Source organism: Sulfuricurvum sp., assembly GCF_049587615.1.
GTDB lineage: Bacteria > Campylobacterota > Campylobacteria > Campylobacterales > Sulfurimonadaceae > Sulfuricurvum.
This window is the reverse complement of the sequence record NZ_JBAVEF010000042.1, coordinates 1-2,252: the sequence shown is the minus strand read 5'-3', so window position 1 is coordinate 2,252 and position 2,252 is coordinate 1. Positions and strand designations below refer to the sequence as shown.

Sequence of the window (2,252 nt, the reverse complement as noted above, 5' to 3'; positions counted from 1 at the left end):
ACAGTAAATATTTCAGCTTTTAAAGCTAAAAACGAAGGTGAATCAAAAGTTATGTGCCGTTTGGCCACGCCTGTAGGTACACCAGATGGCATGACATTCGCTAAATATGTTGAGGATGCTTTAGCTGTTGAATTGGAAATGGGGGATATGCTGGACCCAAAATCAACAGTAGTTTTATCAGGTAATCTTGAAAATGTATATGGAAGTACGGTTCTTGGTAATGCTTATTGGGAACATACTTTGAAATTGACATCTTCTAATGGCAAAACGTTGGAAAAGTCTTCTCGATACGATTATGAATCAAGTTTTACAGCATATTCTGCTTGTAGTGAAATGCAACGTTCCTATCTTCCTGCTGTCCAAAAGCTAGTTAATGATGTCATTACAGACCCTCGTTTTAAAGAATTGATCAAAAATAAAGAGTTGGCGAAAAACTGATCTCTATTCCTAATGCTTGGCGCTTTGCCGAGCATTGCTAAATTTCATTAGCTTGATCGTGTGTTGGACTTGATTGTTAAATGGACATTGGAAAATTTTGGTTGAACTTTTGCATAGCATTTGAGGAAGAAGAGCCAATAAAATGGAAGTTTATAGGTGGTGCGGACGAAAGGACTTGAACCTTCACACCGTGAGGCACCAGATCCTAAGTCTGGCGTGTCTACCAATTTCACCACGTCCGCATAACAAAAAAAAGTCTAAGGTGGTACGCCCTAGAGGATTCGAACCTCTGACCGATGCCTTAGAAGGGCATTGCTCTATCCAGCTGAGCTAAGGACGCGAAAGACTATATGGTGCGCCCGATAGGGTTCGAACCTATAACCTACGGATCCGAAGTCCGTTACTCTATCCAGTTGAGCTACGAACGCACAATCACCTTCTAAAATATCGTGTATCAAAGGAGTTTCAAACCAGAAACAAATGGGGTGGAATATGGGAATCGAACCCACGACCCTCAGAACCACAACCTGATGCTCTAACCGACTGAGCTAATTCCACCATTCACGTAATAAAGAATCTGTGTTTGAAAAAAAGATACAAAAAGAAAAAAACATGGTCGGGGCGAGAGGACTCGAACCTCCGGCCCCTTGGTCCCAAACCAAGTACTCTAACCATACTGAGCTACGCCCCGACCTTCATCTAATCTAACCCAAGTGAGCTCAATTAGTGAGGCGAAATTATATCGGAAAGCAAGAATATTGTCAAGAGACGTGTTTATAATCGTAATGGTTTCGGCAGAAACGTTGTAAAAAAGGGATTTGATGAAGGAACCAACTTGAAATTAATGTATAATCGGGACTTATTATTACTACTACGGTTGTATCAGAATATATTGCTTGAGGATGAGGTGCAAAAAAAGAATGAAGAAGTATTTTCGTAAAAAAGACATGTCCGGCGTAAACGGGGAATTCCAGCGCCGACTGGGGCTGATGGACGTTACTTTCATCGGCGTCGGAGCAGTTATCGGAGCCGGTATCTTTGTTATTACCGGTCAAGCGGCAGCGACGATGGCGGGGCCCGCTATTGTCCTCTCGTTTTTACTCGGTGCCGTTATGATCGGTATTACGGCACTCATTTATGCGGAACTTAGCTCGGCTTATCCGGTAGCGGGAAGTGCCTACAGTTTTACGTTCGCATCGCTGGGTGAAGTGTTCGCGTGGTTTGTCGGGTGGAATCTGCTGCTGGAATACGGAGTGGCTACCGCAGCCGTGGCGACCGGATGGTCGGGTTATTTGCGCCGTTTTTTAGAAAACAGCATGGGAATAGAAATACCTTTGGCTCTTAGCGGTGCGTATAACCCCGGTGCCGGAACGTATATCGACATCAGTGCATTCGGGATCATTTTAGCTATTTTCGTCCTTCTGGCGATCGGGATCAAAGAGAGTGCAAAGGTCAATACGGCTATTGTCTTGATTAAACTATCCGTTCTTGTGACGTTTGTCGTGGTTGGCCTTCCCCACGTCGATTTTAATAATCTCGCCGACTTTTTCCCGTTCGGATGGGAAGGGGTTTGGCATGGAGCCGCTCTGATTATTTTTGCGTATCTCGGATTTGACGCGATCAGTACGGTAGCGGAGGAGACAAAAAATCCCACCCGTAATATTCCGTTAGGCTTAATGCTCTCGTTGGCTCTTAGCGTTGTCTTTTTTATCCTTGTAAGCTTTACCCTTACCGCCATTGTCCCCTACCAAGAACTGAATGTTCCCGATGCCCTTGCGTTTGCGCTGTATAAAGTAAATGAACCCTTTGCCGCC

2 protein-coding genes and 5 tRNA genes are annotated in these 2,252 nt (G+C 44.4%); 2 read left to right on the top strand and 5 right to left on the bottom strand.

The window, feature by feature from the left end:
- A partial coding sequence (locus WB308_RS07405; RefSeq protein ID WP_424190477.1) for a hypothetical protein occupies positions 1 to 438 on the top strand: 438 nt, incomplete at its 5' end.
- A 157-nt stretch (positions 439 to 595) separates the two neighbouring features.
- Here the strand turns inward: WB308_RS07405 and WB308_RS07400 are convergent.
- From WB308_RS07400 to WB308_RS07380, 5 genes are all read right to left on the bottom strand, one after another.
- Positions 596 to 680 (bottom strand) — tRNA-Leu (locus WB308_RS07400).
- Positions 681 to 701: 21 nt separating this feature from the next.
- Positions 702 to 778: transfer RNA gene (locus tag WB308_RS07395), tRNA-Arg, on the bottom strand.
- An 11-nt stretch (positions 779 to 789) separates the two neighbouring features.
- Positions 790 to 866: transfer RNA gene (locus tag WB308_RS07390), tRNA-Arg, on the bottom strand.
- Positions 867 to 919: 53 nt separating this feature from the next.
- Positions 920 to 996, bottom strand: a tRNA-His gene (locus tag WB308_RS07385).
- Positions 997 to 1,051: 55 nt separating this feature from the next.
- Positions 1,052 to 1,129 (bottom strand) — tRNA-Pro (locus WB308_RS07380).
- A gap of 229 nt (positions 1,130 to 1,358) precedes the next feature.
- Here WB308_RS07380 and WB308_RS07375 point away from each other — a divergent pair.
- Positions 1,359 to 2,252, top strand: an 894-nt coding sequence (locus WB308_RS07375) for an amino acid permease (protein ID WP_424190475.1), incomplete at its 3' end; no start/stop codon positions are given.